Source organism: Pseudomonas sp. 24 E 13 (genome assembly GCF_900004715.1).
Classification (GTDB): domain Bacteria; phylum Pseudomonadota; class Gammaproteobacteria; order Pseudomonadales; family Pseudomonadaceae; genus Aquipseudomonas; species Aquipseudomonas orientalis_A.
This window is the reverse complement of sequence record NZ_CVTO01000148.1, coordinates 31,195-55,611: the sequence shown is the minus strand read 5'-3', so window position 1 is coordinate 55,611 and position 24,417 is coordinate 31,195. Positions and strand designations below refer to the sequence as shown.

The 24,417-nt window shown below is 62.1% G+C and carries 19 protein-coding genes and 2 pseudogenes; 15 read left to right on the top strand and 6 right to left on the bottom strand.

Annotated elements, in window-relative coordinates; genetic code table 11:
* The first annotated feature begins 40 nt into the window (after positions 1–40).
* The 15 genes and pseudogenes from BFP90_RS21175 (at position 41) to BFP90_RS21105 (ending at position 18,151) form a co-directional block, all read left to right on the top strand.
* Positions 41–1,006, top strand: a complete 966-nt coding sequence (locus BFP90_RS21175) for an ABC transporter substrate-binding protein (protein WP_065885737.1) — start codon at positions 41–43, stop codon at positions 1,004–1,006.
* A 71-nt stretch (positions 1,007–1,077) separates the two neighbouring features.
* Positions 1,078–1,929, top strand: a complete 852-nt coding sequence (locus BFP90_RS21170; RefSeq protein ID WP_065885736.1) for an ABC transporter permease — start codon at positions 1,078–1,080, stop codon at positions 1,927–1,929.
* A complete protein-coding gene (locus tag BFP90_RS21165) occupies positions 1,926–2,750 on the top strand; it encodes a quaternary amine ABC transporter ATP-binding protein (RefSeq protein ID WP_065885735.1) in 825 nt (274 codons plus the stop codon). Before BFP90_RS21170 ends, BFP90_RS21165 begins: the two co-directional genes overlap by 4 nt.
* Before the next feature lie 136 nt (positions 2,751–2,886).
* Entirely contained in the window at positions 2,887–4,395 is a 1,509-nt protein-coding gene (hutH, locus tag BFP90_RS21160; protein ID WP_065897906.1) for a histidine ammonia-lyase, read from the top strand.
* Between the two features lie 28 nt (positions 4,396–4,423).
* Positions 4,424–5,962 carry a histidine ammonia-lyase gene (hutH, locus tag BFP90_RS21155; protein WP_104501338.1) on the top strand — a complete coding sequence of 513 codons (1,539 nt, stop codon included), beginning with the start codon at positions 4,424–4,426 and terminating at the stop codon, positions 5,960–5,962.
* 248 nt (positions 5,963–6,210) lie between these two features.
* Positions 6,211–7,416, top strand: coding sequence for an imidazolonepropionase (hutI, locus tag BFP90_RS21150; protein WP_065897905.1), 1,206 nt, complete (start codon positions 6,211–6,213; stop codon positions 7,414–7,416).
* A gap of 11 nt (positions 7,417–7,427) precedes the next feature.
* Positions 7,428–8,228, top strand: a complete 801-nt coding sequence (hutG, locus tag BFP90_RS21145; protein ID WP_065897904.1) for an N-formylglutamate deformylase — start codon at positions 7,428–7,430, stop codon at positions 8,226–8,228.
* 121 nt (positions 8,229–8,349) lie between these two features.
* Positions 8,350–9,321 (top strand): prolyl aminopeptidase, encoded by a 972-nt coding sequence (pip, locus tag BFP90_RS21140; protein ID WP_065885731.1) that lies wholly within the window; start codon positions 8,350–8,352, stop codon positions 9,319–9,321.
* Positions 9,318–9,755, top strand: a complete 438-nt coding sequence (gene dtd, locus BFP90_RS21135) for a D-aminoacyl-tRNA deacylase (protein WP_065885730.1) — start codon at positions 9,318–9,320, stop codon at positions 9,753–9,755. Before pip ends, dtd begins: the two co-directional genes overlap by 4 nt.
* A 267-nt stretch (positions 9,756–10,022) precedes the next feature.
* Positions 10,023–11,774, top strand: coding sequence for a glucan biosynthesis protein G (locus BFP90_RS21130; RefSeq protein ID WP_065897920.1), 1,752 nt, complete (start codon positions 10,023–10,025; stop codon positions 11,772–11,774).
* A pseudogene (mdoH, locus tag BFP90_RS21125) lies at positions 11,767–14,339 on the top strand (glucans biosynthesis glucosyltransferase MdoH); the annotation flags it as partial. The gene BFP90_RS21130 and the pseudogene mdoH, both read left to right, overlap by 8 nt.
* A gap of 184 nt (positions 14,340–14,523) precedes the next feature.
* Positions 14,524–15,324, top strand: coding sequence for a transporter substrate-binding domain-containing protein (locus BFP90_RS21120; RefSeq protein ID WP_065893714.1), 801 nt, complete (start codon positions 14,524–14,526; stop codon positions 15,322–15,324).
* A gap of 218 nt (positions 15,325–15,542) precedes the next feature.
* Positions 15,543–16,340, top strand: coding sequence for a transporter substrate-binding domain-containing protein (locus BFP90_RS21115; RefSeq protein WP_065893741.1), 798 nt, complete (start codon positions 15,543–15,545; stop codon positions 16,338–16,340).
* A 124-nt stretch (positions 16,341–16,464) separates the two neighbouring features.
* Positions 16,465–17,424 (top strand): amino acid ABC transporter permease, encoded by a 960-nt coding sequence (locus BFP90_RS21110; RefSeq protein WP_065885727.1) that lies wholly within the window; start codon positions 16,465–16,467, stop codon positions 17,422–17,424.
* Positions 17,417–18,151: an amino acid ABC transporter ATP-binding protein gene (locus BFP90_RS21105; protein ID WP_065885726.1), complete on the top strand. Its 735-nt coding sequence runs from the start codon at positions 17,417–17,419 to the stop codon at positions 18,149–18,151. Before BFP90_RS21110 ends, BFP90_RS21105 begins: the two co-directional genes overlap by 8 nt.
* A 112-nt stretch (positions 18,152–18,263) precedes the next feature.
* Here the strand turns inward: BFP90_RS21105 and BFP90_RS21100 are convergent, their stop codons facing one another.
* The 6 genes and pseudogenes from BFP90_RS21100 to tatB form a co-directional block, all read right to left on the bottom strand.
* Positions 18,264–20,171, bottom strand: a complete 1,908-nt coding sequence (locus tag BFP90_RS21100; protein WP_065897902.1) for a methyl-accepting chemotaxis protein — start codon at positions 20,169–20,171, stop codon at positions 18,264–18,266.
* A 135-nt stretch (positions 20,172–20,306) separates the two neighbouring features.
* Complete coding sequence (locus BFP90_RS29685) at positions 20,307–21,011, bottom strand: methyl-accepting chemotaxis protein (RefSeq protein WP_370671216.1); 705 nt, start codon at positions 21,009–21,011, stop codon at positions 20,307–20,309.
* A gap of 201 nt (positions 21,012–21,212) precedes the next feature.
* A pseudogene (locus BFP90_RS29680) lies at positions 21,213–22,223 on the bottom strand (methyl-accepting chemotaxis protein); the annotation flags it as partial.
* A 288-nt stretch (positions 22,224–22,511) separates the two neighbouring features.
* On the bottom strand, positions 22,512–23,219 hold the full coding sequence (locus BFP90_RS21090) for a 16S rRNA (uracil(1498)-N(3))-methyltransferase (protein WP_065897900.1): 708 nt from the start codon (positions 23,217–23,219) through the stop codon (positions 22,512–22,514).
* Positions 23,216–24,007 (bottom strand): twin-arginine translocase subunit TatC, encoded by a 792-nt coding sequence (gene tatC / locus BFP90_RS21085; RefSeq protein ID WP_065885722.1) that lies wholly within the window; start codon positions 24,005–24,007, stop codon positions 23,216–23,218. Before tatC ends, BFP90_RS21090 begins: the two co-directional genes overlap by 4 nt.
* Positions 24,004–24,408, bottom strand: coding sequence for a Sec-independent protein translocase protein TatB (tatB, locus tag BFP90_RS21080; RefSeq protein ID WP_065893710.1), 405 nt, complete (start codon positions 24,406–24,408; stop codon positions 24,004–24,006). The genes tatC and tatB overlap by 4 nt, the downstream gene beginning before the upstream one ends.
* Positions 24,409–24,417 lie beyond the last annotated feature (9 nt).

The following is a 24,417-nucleotide window of genomic DNA, read 5'->3' as shown; positions in this document are numbered from 1 at the left end:
TGACTGCCGTAATCCATTTCATGATTGGGAGCGTCACATAATGAAAATGCATAAGACCCTGCTGACCACGTTGCTGTCTGCGGGCTTGCTGGCAAGCGCCGGCGCCCAGGCGGCCGGCTGGTGCGAATCCGGCAAGCCGGTGAAATTCGCCGGGCTGAACTGGGAAAGCGGCATGTTGCTCACCGACATCCTGCAAACCGTGCTGGAGAAAGGCTACGACTGCAAAACCGACAGCCTGCCGGGCAACTCCATCACCATGGAAAACGCCCTGAGCAGTAATGACATCCAGGTGTTTGCCGAGGAGTGGGTGGGCCGCAGCGAAGTCTGGAACAAGGCCGAGAAGGCCGGCAAGGTCGTCGGCGTCGGTGCGCCGGTGGTTGGCGCGGTTGAAGGCTGGTACGTGCCGCGCTATGTGATCGAAGGTGACGCCAAGCGCAAGCTGGAAGCCAAGGCGCCTGACCTGAAGAACATCGCTGACCTGGCCAAGTACGCCGCCGTGTTCAAGGACCAGGAAGAACCGTCCAAGGGCCGCTTCTACAACTGCCCGGCCGGCTGGACCTGTGAACTGGACAACAGCGAAATGCTCAAGAGCTACGGCCTGGAAAGCACCTACACCAACTTCCGCCCCGGCACCGGCCCGGCGCTGGACGCGGCGGTACTGTCGAGCTACAAGCGCGGCGAGCCGATCCTGTTCTACTACTGGTCGCCGACGCCGCTGATGGGCCAGGTGGACCTGGTCAAGCTGGAAGAAAAGCCCGGTGTGGATAAAAGCGTGAGCATCAAGGTCGGCCTGTCCAAGACCTTCCACGAGCAAGCGCCGGAACTGGTGGCCGTGCTGGAAAAGGTCAACCTGCCCATCGACCTGCTGAACCAGAACCTGGGCCGCATGGCCAAGGAACGGATCGAGTCGCCGAAGCTGGCGAAAATTTTCCTCAAGGAACATCCTGAAGTCTGGCACGCCTGGGTGAGCGAAGACGCCGCCAGGAAAATCGACGCGGCCTTGTAGGTAAAGCGTGTCCGGCTACCCTGAGAGGCAGCCGGACGCCTGGCCTCAACCCACTGGATCGAGAGCACGCTATGTTTCCCGAGAGTTTTACGTTTTCCATCGCCGACTGGGTCAACGGTTGGGTGGACTCGCTGGTCACCAACTACGGCGATGTGTTCCGGCATATCTCCGACACCCTGCTGTGGGCCATCGTCAATCTGGAAGGGCTGCTGCGCGCGGCGCCCTGGTGGCTGATGCTGGCCATCGTCGGCGTGATCGCCTGGCATGCCACCCGCAAGGTGGTGACCACGGCCGTGATCGTCGGTTTGTTGTTCCTCGTCGGCGCGGTCGGCCTGTGGGACAAACTGATGCAGACCCTGGCGCTGATGATGGTCGCCACGGTGATCTCGGTGCTGATCGGCATTCCCCTGGGCATCCTTTCCGCGCGCAGCAATCGCTTGCGCTCGGTGCTGATGCCGTTGCTCGACATCATGCAAACCATGCCCAGCTTCGTGTACCTGATCCCGGTGCTGATGCTGTTTGGCCTGGGCAAGGTGCCGGCGATTTTCGCCACGGTCATTTACGCCGCGCCGCCGCTGATCCGCCTGACCGACTTGGGCATTCGCCAGGTCGACGGCGAAGTCATGGAAGCCATCAACGCTTTCGGTGCCAATCGCTGGCAGCAACTGTTCGGCGTGCAACTGCCGCTGGCGCTGCCGAGCATCATGGCGGGCATCAACCAGACCACCATGATGGCGTTGTCGATGGTGGTGATCGCCTCGATGATCGGCGCGCGCGGCCTGGGTGAAGACGTGCTCGTCGGCATCCAGACCCTCAACGTCGGGCGTGGCCTGGAGGCCGGTCTGGCAATCGTGATTCTTGCAGTGGTCATCGACCGCATTACCCAGGCCTATGGTCGTCCACGGCATGAGGCGAGCAAATGACTACCGTCAGCAAAATCGAAGTCAAAAACGTCTTCAAGATCTTCGGCAACCGCTCCAGGGAGGCGCTGGCGCTGATTGGCCAGGGCAAGACCAAGGATCAGGTATTGGCCGAGACCGGCTGCGTGGTCGGTGTGAACGACCTGTCCCTGAGCATCGCTACCGGTGAAATCTTTGTGATCATGGGCCTGTCCGGCTCCGGCAAGTCCACCCTGGTACGTCACTTCAACCGCCTGATCGACCCCACCAGCGGCGCGATCCTGGTGGATGGCGAAGACATCCTGCAACTGGACATGGAAGCCCTGCGTCAATTCCGTCGCCACAAGATCAGCATGGTGTTCCAGAGCTTCGGCCTGTTGCCCCACAAAAGCGTGCTCGACAACGTCGCCTATGGCCTGAAAGTGCGTGGCGAAACCAAGCAGGTCTGCGCCGAGCGCGCCCTGCACTGGATCGAAACCGTGGGCCTCAAAGGCTATGAAAACAAATACCCGCACCAGCTCTCCGGCGGCATGCGTCAACGTGTGGGCCTGGCCCGCGCACTGGCGGCCGACACCGACATCATCCTGATGGACGAAGCCTTCAGCGCCCTCGACCCGCTGATCCGCGCCGAGATGCAGGACCAGTTGCTCGAGCTGCAAAAGACCCTGCACAAGACCATCGTATTTATTACCCATGACCTCGACGAGGCCGTGCGCATCGGCAACCGCATTGCGATCCTCAAGGACGGCAAGCTGATCCAGGTGGGCACGCCGCGCGAGATACTGCATTCGCCGGCGGATGAGTATGTGGATCGCTTTGTTCAGCGGCGGGCGGCGGTGGTCTGATCCGGGTTTGGTGCTGAGGCTGCCGGCCTCATCGGGGGCAAGCCCCCTCCCACAGGGGAATGCATTTCAAAGGTGGGAGGGGGCTTGCCCCCGATAGGGCCGGTAAGGCTGCACAAAAATTGAAGAAGGTACAAAGATGCCCCAGGCAACAACAATCATCATCGCCGACACCCCCCTGCGCTGGCAGGACGTCGCCGCCGTCGCCCGCCACGGCGCAGTGCTCGAACTCTCGAGCCAGGCCTGGGCACGGATCGACAATGCCCAGGCCGTCGTGCAGTGCATCGTCGCCAGCGGCGAGCGCGCGTATGGCGTGAACACCGGCCTGGGCGCGCTGTGCAACGTGTCGCTCGAGGGCGAGCAACTGCGCCAGTTGTCGCGCAACACCTTGCTCAGCCACGCCTGCGGCGTCGGCCCTGTCTTGAGCGACGAGCAGACCCGCGCGATCATCTGCGCCGCCATCATCAACTACAGCCACGGCAAGTCCGGCCTGCATCGGCAAGTGGTGCAGGCGCTGCTGGCGCTGCTCAACCACGGCATCACGCCCCAAGTACCGTCCCAGGGCTCGGTGGGCTACCTGACCCACATGGCCCATGTCGGCGTGGCGCTGCTCGGCGTCGGCAACGTCAGCTATCGCGGCCAGGTTGTGACCGCACAAGAAGCCTTGGCCGCTGAAGGTTTGCAGCCCGTCGTCCTGGGCGCCAAGGACGGCCTGTGCCTGGTCAACGGCACGCCGTGCATGACCGGCCTGAGCTGCCTGGCCCTGGCCGATGCCCATCACTTGCTGCAATGGGCCGACGTGATCGGCGCCATGAGTTTCGAAGCCCAGCGCGGCCAGATCGATGCCTTCGACGCAGAAATCATTGCCCTCAAGCCCCATGCGGGCATGCAGGACGTTGGGCGTAACCTGCGCGCCTTGCTCGACGGCAGCGAAGTGATCGCCACCAGCCGGGGCATCCGTACCCAGGACGCCCTGAGCATCCGCTCGATCCCGCAGATCCACGGCGCGGCGCGCGATCAGGTGGCGCATGCCACCCGCCAGATCGAGACCGAACTCAACAGCGCCACCGACAACCCGCTGGTACTCGGCACGCCGGACAACTACCGCGTAGTTTCCCAGGCCAACCCCCACGGCCAATCCGTGGCGCTGGCGGCCGACCTGCTGGCCATCGCCATGGCCGAAATCGGCTCGGTGGCCGAACGCCGCCTGGACCGCCTGATCAACCCGCACGTCAGCGGCTTGCCGGCGTTCCTGGTGAGCAACCCCGGGGTCAACTCCGGGATGATGATCGTGCAGTACGTCGCCGCGTCGTTGTGCGGGCAGAACCGCCAATTGGCGCAACCGGCGGTGCTCGACAACTTCGTCACCTCGGGCCTGCAGGAAGACCACTTGAGCATGGGCACCAACGCGGCGCTCAAGCTGCATCAGGTATTGCTCAACGTTACCCAGATTCTGGCCATCGAATACCTGCTGGCGGCCCAGGCGTTCGAGTTTCTCAAGGGCCAGCGCTTCGGCGCCGGCACCGACCGCGCCTGGCGCCTGCTGCGCGAAGTGGTCCCCGCTTACGAGCAGGACCGCTGGCTGGCGCCGGATATTGCTGCGGCCGCCAACCTGATCAAAGACACCGCATTACCGAATTTGTATTGAATACTTAGAAGAACAATTCACAAGGAGAATGAATGTGACTGCGCTAACCCTGATTCCAGGCCAACTGAGCCTTGCCCAACTGCGGGCCATCTACCAGCAGCCGGTAACCCTCAGTCTGGATGACAGCGCCACGGCGCAGATCGAAGCCAGTGTGGCGTGCGTGGAGCAGATTCTCGCCGAGAACCGCACCGCCTATGGCATCAACACCGGTTTCGGCCTGCTGGCCTCGACTCGCATTGCCAGCGAAGACCTGGAAAACCTCCAGCGTTCGCTGGTGCTGTCCCATGCCGCCGGCGTGGGTGAGCCGATCAGCGATGCGCTGGTCAGGCTGGTCATGGTGCTCAAGGTCAACAGCCTGAGCCGTGGGTTCTCCGGGATTCGTCGGCAGGTAATCGACGCGCTGATCGCGCTGATCAACGCCGAGGTGTACCCGCACATTCCACTTAAAGGTTCGGTCGGTGCATCCGGTGACCTGGCGCCGTTGGCCCATATGTCCCTGGTGCTGCTCGGCGAAGGCAAGGCGCGCTACAAGGGCGAATGGCTGGAGGCGACCGACGCGCTGAAAGTCGCCGGCCTGACGCCGCTGACCCTCGCCGCCAAAGAAGGCCTGGCCCTGCTCAACGGCACCCAGGTGTCCACCGCCTATGCCTTGCGCGGCCTGTTTGAAGGCGAAGACCTGTTCGCCGGCGCTCTCGCGTGTGGTGGCCTTACCGTGGAAGCGGTACTCGGCTCGCGCTCGCCGTTCGACGCACGGATTCATGCCGCACGCGGCCAACGTGGGCAGATTGACGCCGCTGCGGCCTATCGCGACCTGCTCGGTGAAAGCAGCCAGGTGTCCCAGTCGCACCAGAACTGCGACAAGGTGCAAGACCCTTACTCCCTGCGCTGCCAGCCGCAGGTCATGGGCGCCTGCCTGACCCAGTTCCGCCAGGCCGCCGAGGTGCTGGTGGTGGAGGCCAATGCCGTGTCGGACAACCCGCTGGTGTTCGCGGCCGAAGGCGATGTGATTTCCGGCGGTAACTTCCACGCCGAGCCGGTGGCCATGGCTGCCGACAACATGGCGTTGGCGATTGCCGAAATCGGCTCGCTCAGTGAGCGCCGTATCTCGTTGATGATGGACAAGCACATGTCGCAACTGCCGCCGTTCCTGGTGGGCAATGGCGGGGTCAACTCCGGCTTCATGATCGCCCAGGTCACCGCTGCGGCGCTTGCCAGCGAGAACAAGGCACTGGCCCATCCCCATAGCGTGGACAGCCTGCCGACCTCGGCCAACCAGGAAGACCACGTGTCCATGGCCCCGGCTGCGGGCAAGCGCCTGTGGGAAATGGCCGAGAACACCCGTGGCATTCTCGCTGTGGAATGGCTCTCCGCCTGCCAGGGCCTGGATCTGCGCGACGGCTTGAAAACCTCGCCCGCGCTTGAAAAGGCCCGTGGCCTGTTGCGTGACAAAGTGGCGTTCTACGACAAGGACCGCTTCTTCGCCCCGGACATCATCGCCGCCAGCGAACTGCTTGCCAGCCGCTGCCTGAATGAGCTGGTGCCGGCCAAGCTGCTGCCAAGTCTCTAACACGTCGTCGCCCCACTGCGCCGATCGTTCCCACGCTCTGCGTGGGAATGCCGCCCCGGACGCTCTGCGTTCGCTTTTTAGAGTAGTGACGCGGAGCGTCACAGGATGCATTCCCACGCAGAGCGTGGGAACGATCTTCTCCTCATAAGAATAATAGGGACGAGAAATGCACCCGCCAGAAAAAGGTTTGAAACGCGGGCTCAACGCTCGAATCGGCTTTGTCTCATCGATAACTTAGGGAGGCGTTAATGAAAACCCTTTGGCAACACTGCCACGTCGCAACCATGGCCCAGGGCAAATACTCGATTATCGAGGATGCCGCCATGGTGACCGCGGGCTCGCTGATCGAGTGGATCGGCCCGCGCAGCCAGGCGCCGGCGGCGGATTACGCCCAGATGCATGACCTGCAAGGCGCGTGGGTCACGCCTGGACTGATCGACTGCCACACCCACACCGTGTTCGGTGGCAACCGCAGCGGCGAATTCGAGCAGCGCCTTGAAGGCGTCAGCTACGCCGACATCGCGGCCCGGGGCGGGGGTATTGCCAGCACCGTGCGGGCCACCCGTGCTGCGACGGAAGATGAATTGTTTGCCAGTGCCGAAAAGCGCCTGCGCAGTCTTTTGCGCGACGGCGTGACCACGGTGGAGATCAAGTCCGGCTACGGCCTGGACCTGGCCAACGAACGCAAGATGCTGCGCGTGGCGCGGCGCCTGGGTGAAGCGCTGCCGGTGAGCGTACGCGCCACCTGCCTGGCGGCTCATGCGTTGCCGCCGGAGTACAAGGACCGCGCCGATGACTACATCGAGCACATCTGCAATGAGATGCTGCCGGCGCTGGCGGCAGAAGGGCTGGTGGATGCGGTGGATGCGTTCTGTGAATACCTGGCGTTCTCCACCGAGCAGGTCGAGCGCGTGTTTAAAGTCGCCCGGCAACTGGGCTTGCCGGTGAAGCTGCATGCCGAGCAACTCTCGTCGCTGCACGGTTCCAGCCTGGCCGCGCGTTACCAGGCGTTGTCGGCGGACCACCTGGAGTTCATGACCGAGGAAGATGCCATCGCCATGGCCGCTGCCGGCACCGTTGCCGTGTTGCTGCCAGGGGCCTTCTACTTCCTGCGCGAAACCCAATTGCCGCTGATGGACGCCCTGCGCAAACACGGTGTGAAGATTGCCATCGCCAGCGACCTCAACCCCGGCACTTCGCCGGCGCTGTCGGTGCGCCTGATGTTGAACATGGCCTGCACCCTGTTCCGCATGACCCCGGAAGAAGCCCTGGCCGGCGCCACGCAACATGCGGCTACCGCCTTGGGTATGGGCGACACCCATGGTTCGTTGGAAGTGGGCAAGGTCGCGGATTTTGTCGCCTGGCAGATCGATCGCCCTGCCGACCTGGCCTATTGGCTGGGTGGCGAGCTGGATAAACGCGTTGTGCGCCATGGCGTCGACGTCACTGTTTGAGGAGAAGCGTTGTGGATAAGGTTCTGACATTCAAACAAGGCCGCGTACCGCTGCTGATCAGCATGCCCCACGCCGGCCTGCGCCTGACGCCTGCGGTCGAGGCCGGGTTGATCCCCGAGGCGCAAAGCCTGCCGGACACCGATTGGCATATTCCCTTGCTGTATGACTTTGCCGAAGAGCTGGGCGCCAGCACCCTGGCGGCCGAGTATTCGCGGTTCGTCATCGACCTGAACCGGCCATCCGATAACAAGCCGCTCTATGCGGGCGCCACCACCGGCCTGTACCCGGAGACGCTGTTCGATGGCGTGCCGTTGTTCCGTGAAGGGCAGACACCGTCCGAGGCCGAGCGCGCCACCTACCTGCAGAAAATCTGGGGCCCGTATCACCGCACGCTGCAAGAAGAACTGGCGCGCCTCAAGGCTGAATTCGGCTACGCGCTGCTGTTTGACGCGCACTCGATCCGCTCCGTGATCCCGCACCTGTTCGAGGGCAAATTGCCGGACTTCAACCTCGGCACCTTCAATGGCGCCGCCTGCGATCCCGAACTGGCCGGCCAGCTGGAAGCCATCTGCGCCCGGCATCCTCAGTACACCCACGTGCTGAACGGGCGTTTCAAGGGCGGTCACATTACCCGCCACTACGGTAATCCGGCGCAGGATATCCATGCGGTGCAGTTGGAGTTGTGCCAGAGCACGTATATGGAGGAGTTTGAGCCGTTCCGCTATCGCCCGGACCTGGCCGAGCCGACCCAGGTGGTGTTGAAACAATTGCTGCAAGCCTTGCTGGCGTGGGGGCAGACGCACTATCGATAAAGGCTGACGCGGGTCCAGGCGCTCAAGGACATGCTCATTGCACAATTCGGGTTTATGATGCCAGACGGCAGAATAATAGACGTCCCCCCAGGGATGAACCCGACACCCCACGGAGCGCGCAATGCAGACTTGGTACCCGCAGATCAAACCCTATGCCCGGCACGATCTGGCAGTCGATGATGTTCACACCCTGTACGTCGATGAAAGCGGCTCCCCCGAGGGCCTGCCTGTGGTGTTCATCCATGGCGGCCCCGGCTCCGGTTGCGACGCGCAGAGCCGTTGCTACTTCGATCCGAACCTGTACCGCATCGTCACCTTCGACCAGCGCGGTTGCGGACGCTCCACCCCCCGCGCCAGCCTTGAAAACAATACCACCTGGGACCTGGTCGCCGACCTTGAGCGCATCCGCGAGCACCTGGGCATCGACAAATGGGTGCTGTTTGGTGGCTCCTGGGGTTCGACGCTGTCCCTGGCCTACGCGCAAACCCACCCCGAGCGTGTGCACGGCTTGATCGTGCGCGGCATTTTCCTGGCGCGTCCTCAGGACATTCATTGGTTCTACCAGGAGGGCGCGAGCCGGCTGTTCCCGGATTACTGGCAGGACTACCTGGCCCCGATCCCGGTGGAAGAGCGTCACGACATGATCGCGGCGTATCACAAGCGTCTGACCGGCAACGACCAGATCGCCCAGATGCACGCGGCCAAGGCCTGGTCCGGCTGGGAAGGGCGCATGCTGGGCCTGTGTCCGAGCCCGCAGCATGTCGAGCGCTTCTCCGAGCCGCAGCGTGCCTTGTCCATCGCCCGCATCGAATGCCATTACTTCACCAATAACTCGTTCCTGGAGCCTGACCAGCTGATTCGCGATATGCACAAGATCGCCCATCTGCCCGGGGTCATCATCCACGGCCGCTACGACATGATTTGCCCGTTGGATAACGCCTGGGCGCTGCACCAGGCCTGGCCGAACAGTGAATTGCAGGTGATCCGCGAGGCGGGGCATGCCGCGTCCGAGCCTGGCATTACCGATGCGCTGGTGCGCGCAACCGGCGAAATGGCACGACGCCTGCTTGATTTACCGCCTGAGGAAGCATGAAGGGCTTGTTGCAACGGGTGCGAGGCGCCCGTGTCGAGGTGGCCGGCGAAATAGTCGGGGCGATTGACCAGGGTTTGTTGGTGCTGGTGGCCGTCGAACCTTCAGATACGCCTGAAAGCGCCGACAAACTGCTGCACAAGCTGCTTAACTATCGGGTGTTCAGCGACGATGAGGGCAAGATGAACCTGTCGTTGAAGGATGTCGACGGCGGGCTGTTGCTTGTATCGCAGTTCACCCTGGCGGCGGATACCAAAAGCGGACTGCGGCCGAGCTTCTCCACGGCAGCCCCGCCGGCCCTCGGAGCGGCGCTTTTTGATCACTTGTTGTTACAAGCGCAACAATTGCATGGCAAGGTGGCATCAGGGCGTTTTGGCGCGGATATGCAGGTGCATTTGGTCAATGATGGCCCTGTGACCTTTCTCCTACAGACCTGAATGTATGAAAAACGACTTTAATGCCTAAAAACGCAGGGTTTCGCTACAAATACTTCGTTGTCCCTGATGCGTTGTCTCGCGGGCTGCTAGATAATCGCGCGCTACGGGGATCAGCGTTGTTTGGTCCATTTTTGACTTAGGTAGAGACTTGTCCGGCAAACCAGTGGGGAATCATTTTGCCCCTGCGGAGTCGGAACAATGCTCGCCAACCTGGCATATAGATAGCTGGCCGTTGGTTTTTTGATCTGTTTTCGGCGAGGGTTGCTCGTGATTGTTAGTCCCTGTAATGCACCAAAATTGTCTGCCAAACGGTTACGAAACGCACTGGTGACGGGCTCTGCCCTGTTCTGCCTGTTCGGCGCGGGTCAACTGTGGGCATTCAGTCTGGACGATGTATCGGCCAAGGCAAAAGAGCTGGCCGGGCAGAAATACGAAGCTCCGCGCAGCAATCTGCCGAACGAATTTCGCGAAATGAAATTCGCTGACTACCAGAAGATTCGTTTCCGTAATGAAAAAGCCGAGTGGGCCGATCAGAACACCCCGTTCAAGCTGTCCTTCTATCACCAGGGTATGCACTTCGATACGCCGGTGAAAATCAATGAAGTCACCGCCGACAGCGTCCAGGAAATCAAGTACGACCCCAATCGTTTCGATTTCGGCGACGTGAAGTTTGATCCGAAAGCCACCGAACAGTTGGGTTATGCCGGCTTCCGGGTGCTGTTCCCGATCAACAAGGCCGACAAGCAAGACGAAATCATGACCATGCTCGGCGCCAGCTATTTCCGCGTCGTCGGCAAGGACCAGGTGTACGGCCTGTCCGCCCGTGGCATGGCGATCGACACCGCGCTGCCGTCCGGCGAAGAATTCCCGCGTTTCACCGAGTTCTGGATCGAGCGTCCGAAGCCGGGCGACAAGCACCTGGTGATCTTCGCCCTGCTCGATTCGCCGCGTGCGACGGGCGCCTACCGCCTGATCCTGCGTCCGGGCACCGACACCGTGGTCGACGTCAAGTCCCAGATGTACCTGCGCGACAAGGTGAGCAAGCTGGGCGTGGCCCCGCTGACCTCGATGTTCCTGTTCGGCGCCAACCAGCCGTCCAAGGTCCTCAACTACCGTCGTGAACTGCACGATTCCAGCGGCCTGTCGATCCATGCCGGCAATGGCGAGTGGATCTGGCGCCCGCTGAACAACCCTAAACACCTGTCGGTCAGCAACTTCAGCGTGGAAAACCCGCGTGGGTTCGGCCTGCTGCAACGCGGTCGCAACTTCAGCCACTACGAAGATCTGGACGACAACTACGACAAGCGCCCAAGCGCCTGGATCGAACCTGAGGGCGACTGGGGCAAAGGCACCGTCGACCTGGTAGAAATTCCGACCGCTGACGAAACCAACGACAACATCGTTGCCTTCTGGAGCCCGGCCGAACTGCCGGAAGTCGGCAAGCCGCTGGATGTGTCCTACCGCCTGCACTGGACGCTGGACGATGCCGCCTTCCATTCGCCGGACAGCGCCTGGGTCAAGCAGACCTTGCGTTCCACCGGTGACGTGAAGCAATCCAACCTGATCCGTCAGCCGGACGGCACCGTGGCCTACCTGGTGGACTTCGAGGGCCCGGCCCTGAAGAAACTGCTGCCTGACGCCCCGGTACGCAGCCAGGTAAGCGTTGGCGACAACGCTGAGCTGGTTGAAAACAGCGTGCGCTACAACGAGCACACCAAAGGCTGGCGCCTGACCCTGCGCATGAAGATCAAGGACGCGAGCAAGCCGACTGAAATGCGTGCGGCGCTGGTGCAGGAAATTGCACAGGCCGAGCCTGAACAGCTCTCGACCCACGTGCTCAAGGCTGACAAGGTCCTGGCCAAGCAACACGAAAAACAGGCCAAAAAAGACGCCAAAGAGGCGAAGGACAAGGACGCCAAGCAGCCAGAAGCTGCACCGGCCCCTGTCACGCCGGAGCCGGCCAAGACTGAACAAGTCCTGACCGAAACCTGGAGCTACCAGTTGCCCGCCGATGAGTAATTCACAAGTCAAGCCGGAAACTCTGACCGAGTATCTGGCGCATCTCCCCATGACGGCTGAGCAGCGCGCCGAGCTGGCGGGCTGCAGCTCCTTCAGCGAGCTGCACGAACGCCTGTCGTCCGCCACCTTCGACGCACCCACCGACGCCGCCCAAGCGTCGGTGGGCCGCAGGCTGACCCTGAGCACGGCCGAAGAGCTGCAGGACGCGGAGATGCTGGCGCTCGACGCCAGCGGCCGCGTGTGCCTGAAGGCCACGCCGCCGATCCGTCGGACCAAAGTGGTGCCCGAGCCTTGGCGCACCAACATCCTGGTACGCGGCTGGCGCCGGATGACCGGGCGCACCAACCCGCCGAAGCCGCCGAAGGACGAACGGATACTGCCCGCTGCGCGCTGGCGTACCGTGGGTTCGATCCGCCGCTATATCCTGCTGGTGCTGATGCTTGGCCAGACCATCGTCGCCGGCTGGTACATGAAAGGCATCATGCCGTACCAGGGCTGGTCGCTGGTCGACTTCGACGAGATCCGCAACCAGACCCTGCTGCAAACCGCTACCCAGGTACTGCCTTACGCACTGCAGACCAGCATCCTGATCATGTTCGGGATTCTGTTCTGCTGGGTGTCGGCCGGTTTCTGGACCGCGCTGATGGGTTTCCTCGAGCTGCTGACCGGTCACGACAAATACCGTATCTCCGGTAAAAGTGCCGGCGACGAGCCGATTCCCAAGGATGCACGTACCGCGCTGGTGATGCCGATCTGCAACGAGGACGTGCCCCGGGTGTTCGCCGGTCTGCGCGCCACGTTCGAATCGGTGGCCGCGACCGGCGACCTGGACCGTTTCGATTTCTTCGTGCTCAGCGACAGTAATGAAGCGGATATCTGCATTGCCGAACAGCAAGCCTGGCTCGACGTGTGCCGCGAAGCCGGTGGTTTCGGCAAGATTTTCTATCGCCGCCGTCGCCGTCGCGTCAAGCGCAAGAGCGGCAACCTCGACGACTTCTGCCGTCGCTGGGGCGGTGACTACAAGTACATGGTGGTGCTCGACGCCGACAGCGTGATGAGCGGCGAATGCCTGACCAGCCTGGTACGCCTGATGGAAGCCACGCCGGATGCCGGGATTATCCAGACCGCGCCGCGTGCGTCGGGCATGGACACCCTGTATGCGCGCATGCAGCAGTTCGCCACCCGCGTTTATGGTCCGCTGTTTACCGCCGGTCTGCACTTCTGGCAGTTGGGTGAATCCCATTACTGGGGCCACAACGCGATCATCCGCATGAAGCCGTTTATCGAGCACTGCGCCCTGGCGCCGTTGCCGGGTAAGGGCGCGTTTGCCGGTGCGATCCTCTCTCACGACTTCGTTGAAGCAGCGCTGATGCGCCGCGCCGGCTGGGGCGTGTGGATTGCATACGACCTGCCGGGCAGCTACGAAGAACTGCCGCCGAACCTGCTGGATGAACTCAAGCGTGACCGTCGCTGGTGCCACGGTAACCTGATGAACTTTCGCCTGTTCCTGGTCAAGGGCATGCACCCGGTGCACCGTGCGGTGTTCCTGACCGGCGTGATGTCCTACCTGTCGGCGCCGTTGTGGTTTTTCTTCCTGGTGTTGTCGACGGCCTTGCTGGCGGTGAACACCCTGATGGAGCCGCAGTACTTCATGGCGCCGCGCCAGTTGTACCCGCTGTGGCCGCAATGGCATCCGGACAAGGCGGTGGCACTGTTCTCCACCACCATCGTGCTGCTGTTCCTGCCTAAACTGCTGAGCATCATCCTGATCTGGGCCAAGGGCGCCAAAGAGTTCGGCGGCAAGTTCAAGGTGACCCTGTCGATGCTGCTGGAGATGCTGTTCTCCATGCTGCTGGCGCCGGTGCGCATGATCTTCCACACCCGCTTTGTACTGGCCGCGTTCCTCGGCTGGGCCGCGACCTGGAACTCGCCGCAGCGCGACGACGACTCCACGCCGTGGAGCGAAGCGGTCAAGCGTCACGGTCCGCAGACCTTGCTGGGCTTTTTGTGGGCGTTACTGGTGGTGTGGCTCAACCCAAGCTTCTTGTGGTGGCTGATCCCGATCGTCGGTTCGCTGATGCTGTCGATCCCGGTGTCGGTGATTTCCAGCCGGGTCAAGCTGGGCCTCAAGTCCCGCGATGAGAGCCTGTTCCTGATCCCCGAGGAATACAATCCGCCGCAGGCATTGCTGTCGACCGAGAAGTACACCCACGAAAACCGTTGGCACGCGCTCAATGACGGGTTTGTGCGTTCGGTGGTCGACCCGCAGCAGAACGCCCTGGCCTGTGCCCTGGCGACCTCGCGGCACCGCGAGGCGGAGCCGATCGAGTACCTGCGGGTGGAGCGTGTTCGTCACGCGTTGAAAGTCGGCCCGGCCGGCCTCACCAACAGCGAGCGCCTGGCCCTGCTCAGCGACCCGGTAGCCCTGGCGCGTTTGCATGAACAGGTGTGGAGCGAAGGCCACGCCGAGTGGCTGGATGCTTGGCGTGCTTCGATCAAGGCTGATCCGCACGCGCCATTGCTCCCGCTGCAACCGCTGTCGTCCCAGGCTCAACCGGCCTGATTCAGACGCCCCCGAGGGCCCACCTCGGGGGCGTTTCAAGCGCTGGTCCTACAGCGTTTTGCGCCGCTTCCTTTCCTCCTTAACTCCTTGTTATTTCGAAACAAAAGACCTTCGTTCGAAGCGTATTGCCGTGCCTGTGGCTGGGGTAGCATCGCCCCCCAAATTTGACGCGCCACGGGGGCACACATGTTCAAAAGGTATTGTTCGGCACTGCTGATAGGTGTTGTCGCATTGCTTCACACCGGCTTGCTCTGTGCCGGGGCGATTGACGACGCTGTGCGCCGTGGCGTGCTGAAAGTGGGCACCACGCCGACTTACGTACCGTTCGAAATGACGGACAAGCAGGGACGCATCATCGGCTTCGAGATCGACCTGCTCCAGGCGATGAGCCGCGCGCTGGGGGTAGAACTCGAACTGGTCGCGGTGCCTTACACGGAGTTGCTGTCGGGGCTGATGGCGGAGAAGTACGACCTGATCGGCAGCGGCATGACGGTCACCCAGGAGCGCAACCTGTACCTCAACTTCAGTGACTCTTTTATCGTGGTGGGCCAGTCGGTCCTGCTGCACCCGCGCCTGGCCGGCAAAGCATCGAGTATCGAAGACCTGGACGAGTCTGGCTATCTGATCGCAGTCACCGAAGGCACCACTGGCGAGGCAGCGGCGCAGCGCTTCCTGGGGGCGGCGCGGCTCAAGCGTTTCACTACGCCGGAGGAGGGCGTGCGCCACGTGGTGGAGGGCAAGGCCGACGCCTTTGTCTACGATGCGCCCTACAACCTGATCGCCATGACGCGGCCCGAGAACAGCGCATTGTTGACGCTGGAGCAGCCGTTTACCTTTGAGCCCCTGGCGTTCGGCCTGAAGAAAGGTGACTACGACAGCCTCAACTGGATCAATCACTTCCTCAACCAGGTGGCCCAGGACGGCACCTACGATCAACTGCATGACAAGTGGTTCAGGGACACTGCCTGGATGGCGGAGATCGACTGATGGTCATAACTACTTACACATCAACTCATTAGCGAGTCTGCGCGTCGACCCGTCCAGGCGTTTAGTCAGGCGCAGCGCCGTAGTGTTTCTCTTATCTGCGTCGATAACATTTAGTCGTGAAACCTTTGTGACGGGCAGCGAGTGCGTTAGGATCGCACCCCGAAATGGCGCAGCCCATACTGCGCCGGCCTTACAAAAAACGTTCAGGGGTCTTGATGATGAAAAAGTATCTTTCGATGCTGATGCTCGGCGTCACCGCACTGGTGGCGGCGACTGCGGCCCAGGCTGGCGCCATCGATGATGCGGTCAAGCGCGGCACGCTGAAAGTCGGCATGGACCCGACCTACATGCCGTTCGAAATGACCGACAAGCGCGGTGAAATCATCGGCTTTGAAGTCGACATCCTCAAGGCCATGGCCAAGTCCATGGGCGTCAAGCTTGAGCTGGTGTCCACCGGCTACGACGGCATCATCCCGGCCTTCCTGACCGGCAAGTTCGACATGATCGGCAGCGGCATGACCCTGACCCAGGAACGCAACCTGCGCCTGAACTTCAGCGAACCCTTCATCGTGGTCGGCCAGACCCTGCTGATTCGCAAGGAGCTGGAAGGCACCATCAAGTCCTACAAAGACCTGAACGATGAAAAATACCGCCTGACCTCCAAGCTGGGCACCACCGGTGAGATGGTCGCCAGGAAGCTGATCGCCAAAGCCAAGTACCACGGCTACGACAACGAGCAGGAAGGCGTGCTGGACGTGGTCAACGGCAAGGCGGACGCCTTTGTCTACGACGCCCCGTACAACGTGGTGGCCGAGAAGAAAGTCGGTAACGGCAAGCTGGTGTTCCTGGAAGAACCCTTCACCTTTGAGCCCCTGGCGTTCGGCTTGAAGAAAGGCGACTACGACAGCATCAACTTCATCAACAACTTCCTGCACCAGATCAGGAACGACGGCACCTACGATCGCATCCATGACAAGTGGTTCAAGAGCTCCGAGTGGCTCAAGGATATGGAATAAGGCTTAAGACCGAGTTGCCTGTATCGGGGGCAAGCCCCCTCCCACAGGGAAACGCATTCCAAATGTGGGAGGGGGGCTTGCCCCCGATGGCGGCCGACCAGGCAACACCTATGCGGACAGTGAAATGAAACAGAAAAAAGCCCAATGGCCCTGGCACCTGCTGACCGTGGTCGTGCTGGTCGGCCTGGCCGGCGCCTTGTACTACGCCACCTCGCTGATGTCCTACGAATGGCGCTGGAACCGCGTGCCGCAGTATTTCGCCTATCAGGCCGAAGAAGCGCAGCGTGCAGCCGATATTTCCACCGTCATCGAGCTGGTCCGCAAGGGCGATGTGGCCGAGGTGACGCTGCGCAGTGATGCCGGTGCCGAGCAGAAGGTGACGGTCGCCGACAACAGCCTGCAAGTGGCGCGTGGCGATGATGTGGCTGAAGGTGACGTCATCGGTGTCAACCGCCATTGGGCACTGGGCCCGTTGATGTGGGGCCTGTGGACCACGCTGTGGTTGTCGGTGGTGTCCGGCATCCTGGGCCTGGCGATTGGCCTGGCCACCGGCTTGTGCAGGCTGTCCAGCAACCCGACCCTGCGCGACCTGTCGACGATCTACGTCGAACTGGTGCGCGGTACGCCGCTGCTGGTACAGATCTTCATTTTCTATTTCTTTATCGGCACGGTACTCAACCTTTCTCGGGAGTTTGCCGGGATCGCGGCACTGTCGCTGTTCACCGGCGCCTACGTGGCGGAAATCGTGCGTGCCGGTGTGCAATCGATTACCCGTGGCCAGGACGAGGCCGCGCGCTCCCTGGGCTTGAGCGCCAGCCAGTCGATGCGGCATGTGGTGTTGCCGCAGGCGTTCAAGCGCGTCCTGCCGCCGCTGGCCGGTCAATTCATCAGCCTGGTGAAAGACACCTCGCTGGTCTCGGTGATCGCGATCACCGAGTTGCTCAAGAGCGGGCGCGAAGTGATCACCACCTCGTTTTCGCCGTTTGAAATTCTGTTCTGTGTGGCAGGCCTGTACCTGCTGATCAACCTGCCGCTGTCGAAGATGGCCAGCCGGCTTGAGCGGAGGCTCGCGCAAAGTGATTGAAGTTCGCGATCTGGTAAAAGTCTTCGATACCCGTGGCCATGTGGTGCGCGCCGTGGACCATGTCACCACCCAGGTAGCCAGGGGCGAAGTGCTGGTGGTGATCGGCCCGTCCGGTTCCGGCAAGTCCACCTTTCTGCGCTGTCTTAATGGGCTGGAGGAATTCGATTCAGGTTCGGTCAGCATCGACGGCCTGCAACTGGCCGACCCGAAGACCGATGTGAATGCCTACCGCCGTGAAGTCGGCATGGTGTTCCAGCATTTCAACCTGTTCCCCCACATGACCGTGCTGGAGAACCTGTGCCTGGCGCAAAAGGTCGTGCGCAAGCGCGGCAAGCGCGAGCGTGAGGCCAAGGCCCTGGCATTGCTGGAGAAGGTCGGTATCGCCCAGAAAGCCAATGAGTTTCCGTCGCGGCTTTCTGGAGGCCAGCAGCAGCGGGTAGCGATTGCCCGAGCCCTGGCAATGGAGCCCAAGGTGATGCTGTTTGACGAACCGACCTCGGCGCTGGACCCGGAAATGGTCGGCGAAGTGCTCGACGTCATGAAGACCCTGGCCCTGGAAGGCATGACCATGGTCTGCGTCACCCACGAGATGGGCTTTGCCCGTGAGGTGGCGGACCGGGTGTTGTTTTTCGATCACGGCAAATTGCTGGAAGACGCGGCGCCGGCCGAGTTCTTCGATGCGCCCAAGGACCCACGCGCCCAGGCTTTCCTACGCCAGGTGCTATGACTGTAGGAGCGAGCTTGCTCGCGAAGATCGTCAACGATAACGCAGCGCACTTAAATGAACGCGGCGGCCTTGGGCTTTTCGCGAGCAAGCTCGCTCCTACAGTGGTGGTTCTTCAGAGCTTGAATTTGCCGACCAGCGTCTGCAGATCCACGCTCAGCCTCGTCAATTGAACACTCGCCGCCGCCGTTTCCTCGCTGGCGGCAGCGGTCTGTTCCGACACATCCCGCACCTTCAATACGCTGCGATTGATTTCCTCGGCCACTGCGCTTTGCTGCTCGGCGGCGGCGGCAATCTGCGGGTTCATTTCCTGGATCACCGCCACCGTGCGGGCAATCGCCGCCAGGGCCTCGCCGGCGTCGCGGGTCAGGGCAACGCTGTTGTCGGTCAGGTTGCGGCTGCTGTCCATGATGTCGGCTACCTGCTGGGTACCGTTATGCAGGCCGAGGATCAGCCCTTCGATTTCTTCAGCCGATTCCTGCGTACGTTGGGCCAGGCTGCGTACTTCATCGGCGACCACGGCAAACCCCTGGCCGGCAGTGCCCGCGCGCGCCGCTTCGATCGCTGCGTTCAGGGCCAGCAGGTTGGTCTGCTGGGACACGGACTTGATAACGTCCAGCACGCTGGCGATCTTCTGGCTTTCCTGTTGCAGGGTCAGCATTGCGCGGCCGGACAAAGCCATTTCACTGGCCAGGTTGCCGATTTGCTCAACGGCCTGAGTGACCACCTGCTCGCCGGCGCCGGCCTGCTGATCTGCTTCGTTGGCGGCAACGGACGCGCGTTCGGCATGGCGCGCAACCTCCTGGGCGGTGGCGAGCATTTGATTCATCGCCGTTGCCACCTGGTCGGTTTCATCTTTCTGCTGGTTGAGCCCGTTACGGGTCTGCTCAGTGACAGTGGACAACTGCGTCGCCGCACCGGCGATCTGGCGGGCGCTGTCACCGATGCCGCTGATCAGGCTGCGCAGGCTGCGGGTCATTTGCCCGATGCTGTGTTGCAGTTGGCCCAGCTCGTCGCGACGCTCCACCTTGATGTCGTGGCTCAAGTCGCCCTCGGCCACACGGTTGGCGGCGATCAGGATGCCACGCAACGGCGAGGCGATCTGCCGGGCAATCCACCACGCGGCCAGCGCTCCCAATACCAGCGCAGCCAGAGTGACGCCGATCAGCAATGTATGAGTCTGGGCCGCCTCCTGATTGCGCTTGGTGTTCTGGCTCTGGCTCAGCAAGTCGCTTTTCTCGCGCAACTCGTTGAGTTGCTGCTCGAAGCGGTTTTGCAGGGTTTCGACGTTGAGTTGGGCTTCCTTGAGCTTGACCAGTTGTGCGCGGTAATTGGCCAGGTCGGTTTTGAGCAGCGTGGAGTCCACCGGCAGCGTGGTGACGGTGGCCTGTGCGGCATCCAGGGCGTCCAGCGTCTGGTTGGCAGCCTCGGTATAGGCTTGCAATGAGTCGGCCGCCCAGGCGGGGTTCTGGGCGCGATCCTCAGCCTGCTCCATGGCTTGGCGCAATTGCTCGATGGCATCGAGCGCCTTTTCGTCATTCTGGTCGGGCAAGTCGCTGGCGAATTGGGCCAGGGTGTCACTGGCTTGCAGGGCAGATGTCTTCAGCGCCGGGCGGATGTTCTCGCGCTGCTCGATCAAGGCCGGTAGCTGCGCCAGCGCCGTCTTGAAGTCGGCTACCAGGCTTGCCGCCTCTGCAATGCGTTGCAGATCGACCGGGTCTATCAGGCGCTGCGAAAGGTCTGTCAGATGCTGGTCGATTTTCTCGATCTTCTGCGTCATCTGGTCCAGGCTGGCCTTGTCCGCCAGGGTGCGGTACACGATGCGGTCGGCGCGCATGGCCTGCGCCTGGACGGCCAGCTCGCCCAGGCTCGTCAGGCTGTCGGAGCGATAAAGGATGGCGTTCAAGGCCTGCCAGCCCGTTGCAGAGATGATGAAGCTGAGCATCAGCACTTGGCCAAAACCCAGCGCGAGCTTGAGGCGTACGCTGGCGTTCGCCAGCATGCGGGTCAGCCGAGATAACATGGCGCACCTCCCATTCAGAAAAAAGCGTTTCGCGACAGATGAACGCTAATTCGAATTGGAGTGAGGGCGGGCTGATAACCGTGTAGGAAATTTCACAAGATGCGGCAGCCGCAATCGGCTGCCGCGCAAGTTCGGTCAGATGCGGAAGCGACCGACCAGGGTTTGCAAGTAGATGCCCAGGCGCGCCAGCTCAGCACTGGACGCCGCCGTTTCTTCGCTGGCCGAAGACGTTTGCTCGGAGACATCGCGCACATTCAACACGCTGCGGTTGATCTCTTCGGCAACGGCGCTTTGCTGCTCGGCGGCGGTGGCGATCTGCGAGTTCATCGCCTGGATGGTCGACACGGTGCGGGTGATGCTCTCCAGCGCGCTGCCGGCCCGGCGCGTCAGTTCGACACTGCTGTCGGTCAGGCCGCGACTGTTGTCCATGATGGTCGCCACCTGCTGCGTGCCGTTTTGCAGGCCGACGATCAGCTCCTCGATCTCCTCGGTGGACTTCTGTGTGCGCTGGGCCAGGCTGCGCACTTCGTCGGCGACCACGGCGAAGCCACGCCCGGCTTCACCGGCACGCGCCGCTTCAATGGCCGCGTTAAGCGCCAGCAGATTGGTCTGCTGGGCCACGGACTTGATAACGTCAAGCACGCTGCCGATCTTGTCACTTTCGCGCTTCAGATCGCCCATGGCGATCGTCGAGTTGCCGACTTCGGTGGCCAGGCGTTCGATCTGGGCGATGGCTTCACCGACCACTCGGTCGCCTTCGCGGGCCTGCACATCGGCGGCCACGGCGGCTTCCGACGCTTCTTCGGCATTGCGCGCCACTTCCTGCACGGTGGCGGCCATTTCGTTCATGGCCGTGGCGACCTGGTCGGTCTCGACCTTCTGGCTGTTGACCCCGGCGCTGGTCTGCTCGGTGACGGCCGACAGTTGCTCGGCGGCGCTGGCGATCTGGGTCACGCCGTCGCTGATACCACCGATCAGCTCGCGCAGGCCCACGGTCATGCTCTGCATGGCGCGTTGCAGTTGGCCCAGTTCATCCTGGCGGGCGGACTCCAGGTTGTGGCTGAGGTCGCCCGAGGCCACGCGCTCGGCGACCTTGAGGGTTTGATTGAGCGGGATGATGATCTGGCGGGTGATGGCCCAGGCGGCGACGAGGCCAAACAGCAGCGCCAGCAGGGTAGACAGCAGCAACAGCTGTTTGGCTTGGGCGGCGTCGCTGTCGCGGACCACGGTTTGCGAGGCAGTGAGTTTGCTGCTGCGGTCCAACAGAATGTCGCCCTGGACGTTCATGATTTTCAGCGCGGCGGCGCTGGCCACCTGCGAGTCACGGTACTGGCTGACAGCGGCGCGGTAGGCTTGCAGCGAGGTGCCGGCCTGTTGCAGGTTGGTGGAAAATTGATCAGGTAGCTGGCCGTTGAGCGCGGCGATTTTCTTCAGGGCATTATCGATGGCATCCAGCGCGGGCTGCTCGGCTTCGACTTTGCCGCTGTAGGTGTAGCCGCGCACCTGGAACCGCGCCTGCTGGATCAGCTTGCTCAGGTCGACGATGCTGTTGAACTGGCTGACGCTGTCGCCCTGTAGCAGGGTCTTTTCCACTTCACCGACTTTGAGCACCGCATTGTCAGCAGTATCGCCGAGCTTGCTGCGCGCGTTTTCGCGATTGGCACCGGCCTGGACCATGGTGTCGAAGGCGCGCTTGTACTGGTCAACGGCGGCGAGTTGGTCATCGACCAGCGCGATATCGGCGGGCTGTTCAATCAGCGCCCGGGCCGTTTTCAGGCCGCTTTCCAGCTGGCCCAGAAATCCGTTGACTGCCCCCGGGCCCTGCTCGCCACGACGCATTTCAAAGTCCAGGCGCGCGATGCGCAGTTCCTTGCTCAAGTCGTTGAGGCTGGCAATGTAGCCCAGTTTGTCGCCACGGCTGATCACGCCCGAGAGCCCGGCCCAGCCGGTGAGTGTGATGATTAATGTAAGCAGCAACACCAGGCCGAAGCCGACGCCCAACTTGGTTTTGACGCTGACATTCCCCAGCTTTTCGGCTAACCAACGATACATGCTGCAAACTCCCCTGGAACAAGGCTTGGACTTATTCCGGGGTTATCGGCATGTACGCAAGATTCTGTAGCAACACGATCCAATGTGGGAGGGGGCTTGCCCTAATGCCAATCATTTAAGCGTACACCACCCCCTGTAGGAGCGAGCTTGCTCGCGAAAAACTCACAGGCACCGCGTTCATTCAGGAAGCACGCGTTATCGTTGACGTTTTTCGCGAGCAAGCTCGCTCCTACAAAAAGCCTTAGCTGACTGGCATTGGGGCAAGCCCCCTCCCACACTGGACTGGTGTCAGAACAAGCGGGCGAGCAGGGCGGTCACGGCGGTTTCAACCCGCAGGATGCGCGCACCGAGTTGCACCGGCTGCAGGCCGGCCTTGCTCAGCAATTCGACTTCATAGGGTATCCAGCCACCTTCCGGCCCGATCGCCAGGGTCACCGGTTCATCCAGGCCGCGAGGGCAGGGCGGGTAGTCGCCGGGGTGGCCGATCAGGCCAAGCGTGCCGGTGGTCATGGCCGGCAAGCGATCTTCAACGAACGGCTTGAAGCGCTTCTCGATAATGATCTCGGGCAATACCGTGTCCCGCGCCTGTTCCAGGCCGAGGATCAGCTGCTCGCGAATCGCTTCAGGCTCCAGGAACGGGGTCTGCCAGAAGCTTTTTTCCACGCGGTAGCTGTTGACCAGTACAACCTTCGGCACGCCCATGGCGGCCACCGTTTGCAGCACCCGACGCAGCATTTTCGGGCGAGGCAGGGCCAGCAGCAGGGTCAGCGGCAGTTTGCTCGGCGGCGCCTGGTCGAAGCTGACGTGCAGCTCGGCTTCCCCGGCTTCCAGGCGCAGCAGTTGGGCATTACCCATCAGCCCGCCAATGCGGCCCACGCGCACGTTATCGCCCACTACGGCGCGATGGACCTCCTGCATATGCACCAGGCGCCGATCACGCAACACCACCCGGTCGGCCGCGATAAAGTCGGCGTCTTCCAGCAGCAGCAGGTTCACGGCTGGGTCGCTGGCGGCTGGTCGTCGTCGGCAGTCTGGTCGTCCGGGTGCTCGCCACGCTTGCTGATCAAGCCGCTGAACAGGATGCCGATCTCGAACAGCATCCACATCGGCACGGCCAGCAGGGTCTGGGAGAAGATGTCCGGCGGGGTAAGGATCATGCCGACCACGAAGCAGCCGATGATCACGTAGGGGCGGATTTTCTTCAGGTAAGCCACGTTGACGACGCCGATCCACACCAGCAACACCACCGCCACCGGAATTTCGAAGGCTACGCCGAAGGCGAAGAACAGCGTCATCACGAAGTCGAGGTAGCTGGTGATGTCGGTCATCATTTCCACGCCGGCCGGGGTGGCGGCGGCGAAGAATTTGAAGATCAGCGGGAACACCAGGAAGTAGGCGAAGGCCATGCCGGTATAGAACAGCAGGATGCTCGACACCAGCAACGGCACGGCGATGCGCTTCTCATGCTTGTACAGCCCCGGCGCGATGAAGCCCCAGATCTGATGCAGGATCACCGGGATCGCCAGGAACAGCGAAACCATCATGGTCAGCTTCAACGGCGTCAGGAACGGCGAAGACACGTCGGTGGCGATCATCGTCGCGCCGGCCGGCAGATACTGGCGCAGCGGCGTGGAGACGAAGGTATAGATCTGCTGGGTGAAGGCAAACAGCCCGGCAAAGATGATGAAGATGGCCGCTACGCAACGCAGCAGGCGGGTACGCAGCTCGGTGAGGTGCGAGACCAGCGGCATGTGCTGGTCGTTTTCCGGTTTATCAGCGCTCATGGGGCTCGCGGCGGCAATGTAGGGTCATGGGGCGCGGGCGACGCAACGGGCGTCGGCGCAGGCTCTGTTGGCGCGGTCGGTGCCGGTGGGGCGGCTTCAGTCGCCGGCGCGATACTGTTCTGGGCCACAGGTTCCACCGGTTTGGCGGGCTCCTGCACCGGCGACAGAATCTTGCGCGTCTCCTGCTCCAACGACAGGATGTGCTCGTTGTGCAATTGCCGGCGGATCTCGTCGGCACCGATTTCCCGCTCAACTTCCTGTTTGATCGCGTTGAAACTGCGTTTCAGGCGCCCGATCCACAGGCCGGCCGTGCGTGCCGCACCGGGCAGGCGTTCGGGGCCCAATACCAGCAGGGCCACGAGGCCGACGAGCAGCAGTTCAGAGAAGCTGATACCAAACATTAGTCAGTG

What these genes read in the sequence shown, in the direction of transcription:
- tatC (WP_065885722.1), bottom strand. Translation starts at nt 24,007, where the DNA reads ATGAGCGCTGATAAACCGGAAAACGACCAGCACATGCCGCTGGTCTCG.
- BFP90_RS29685 (WP_370671216.1), bottom strand. Translation starts at nt 21,011, where the DNA reads ATGGCCGCCACCGTGCAGGAAGTGGCGCGCAATGCCGAAGAAGCGTCG.
- tatB (WP_065893710.1), bottom strand. Translation starts at nt 24,408, where the DNA reads ATGTTTGGTATCAGCTTCTCTGAACTGCTGCTCGTCGGCCTCGTGGCC.
- hutH (WP_104501338.1), top strand. Translation starts at nt 4,424, where the DNA reads ATGAATGTGACTGCGCTAACCCTGATTCCAGGCCAACTGAGCCTTGCC.
- hutH (WP_065897906.1), top strand. Translation starts at nt 2,887, where the DNA reads ATGCCCCAGGCAACAACAATCATCATCGCCGACACCCCCCTGCGCTGG.
- BFP90_RS21165 (WP_065885735.1), top strand. Translation starts at nt 1,926, where the DNA reads ATGACTACCGTCAGCAAAATCGAAGTCAAAAACGTCTTCAAGATCTTC.
- BFP90_RS21115 (WP_065893741.1), top strand. Translation starts at nt 15,543, where the DNA reads ATGAAAAAGTATCTTTCGATGCTGATGCTCGGCGTCACCGCACTGGTG.
- BFP90_RS21170 (WP_065885736.1), top strand. Translation starts at nt 1,078, where the DNA reads ATGTTTCCCGAGAGTTTTACGTTTTCCATCGCCGACTGGGTCAACGGT.
- pip (WP_065885731.1), top strand. Translation starts at nt 8,350, where the DNA reads ATGCAGACTTGGTACCCGCAGATCAAACCCTATGCCCGGCACGATCTG.
- BFP90_RS21100 (WP_065897902.1), bottom strand. Translation starts at nt 20,171, where the DNA reads ATGTTATCTCGGCTGACCCGCATGCTGGCGAACGCCAGCGTACGCCTC.
- dtd (WP_065885730.1), top strand. Translation starts at nt 9,318, where the DNA reads ATGAAGGGCTTGTTGCAACGGGTGCGAGGCGCCCGTGTCGAGGTGGCC.
- hutI (WP_065897905.1), top strand. Translation starts at nt 6,211, where the DNA reads ATGAAAACCCTTTGGCAACACTGCCACGTCGCAACCATGGCCCAGGGC.
- BFP90_RS21110 (WP_065885727.1), top strand. Translation starts at nt 16,465, where the DNA reads ATGAAACAGAAAAAAGCCCAATGGCCCTGGCACCTGCTGACCGTGGTC.
- BFP90_RS21175 (WP_065885737.1), top strand. Translation starts at nt 41, where the DNA reads ATGAAAATGCATAAGACCCTGCTGACCACGTTGCTGTCTGCGGGCTTG.
- BFP90_RS21120 (WP_065893714.1), top strand. Translation starts at nt 14,524, where the DNA reads ATGTTCAAAAGGTATTGTTCGGCACTGCTGATAGGTGTTGTCGCATTG.